Here is a 1,096-nt window from a genome sequence, read left to right on the forward strand (position 1 = left end):
CGCGTCAAACAAACAACAGCTTACCCAAGGCAATTGAAATCGAAATAGCACATAAACGCTTCGGCAAGGTGAAGCGCTTGTTTGAGGTAGGGAGCTATTTTTCCGGCAAAGAGCTTGAATTAAGTGGCGGCGCATCTTCAGATAACGGTCTTGATGGCCAGAAGGCTAAAGACTGATGCCTCTGCTATATAGAACATACGGTATTCAGTACCCATGCTCAGTTAAAAAACAGGGCGGGGTCGCCTTGATGATTGTCATCTTTGTTTTCGCATTAGTTTCTATACTGTCTGTCGGTATGTACAACAGACAGAGTATTTTTGTTCAGCAGGCCGGTAATTTATTTGCCCAGTCTCAAGCGTATCAATACGCGATTGGCTCCGAGTTATATGCAAAGTGGTGGCTAAAAGATGATTGGGATAATGATAAAGATGTAGAAAAAGAATTCTATGATGACCTAGCCTTTCTTGAGTCCTCTTTAACAAGACCCTATGAAGGTGCAATTGTTTCGTCACAGTTTAATGATGTTCAAGGGAAGCTGAATCTAAATGACCTAGTCAGTGTGACAGGGGAAGTTATCCCTGTAATGAAGGAACGCTTCACTCGTTTATTTAATCGTTTGGCGATCGAAACGGTAAAGCTTGAGCAAATTATTGACTGGCTTGATGAAAATCAGGACTCAAGTGGTTTTGATGGGGCGGAAGATGGCGAGTATTTGTCCTTAGACCCTCCTTATAGAAATGCTGGCCAGCCTATGCTCGATATATCAGAATTACGATTACTTCCCACAATCAGTAATGAAGACTTCAAAAAACTATTAGAGCATGTCACTGTATTGCCTCAGGGTTGGGCTCCCGTTAATGTAAATACTGCAACAGCGGAAGTTTTACAGAGTTTAAGTGAAACCCTTACTGATGCCCAGGCAGATAGCTTGGTAGAAGCTCGTCAGGATAAGGCCTGGAAGAATATTGACGAGTTTAAGGCTGAGACTTTAGTTGCGGATGGAAAAATAAACTTTAATTACATCGGGGTTCGATCTGACTTTTACGAGTTAGCGACCGAAGTGACACTTTCCGAGCGCACGGTCAGGTTAAGAAGT

Annotated in this window: 1 protein-coding gene; it reads left to right on the forward strand. The window is 42.7% G+C overall.

Annotated elements, in window-relative coordinates:
* Positions 1–175: 175 nt before the first annotated feature.
* Positions 176–1,096: type II secretion system minor pseudopilin GspK (gspK, locus tag A3735_RS07535; RefSeq protein WP_068637855.1), on the forward strand; the 921-nt coding region annotated here is incomplete at its 3' end.

This window comes from Oleiphilus sp. HI0061, assembly GCF_001635675.1.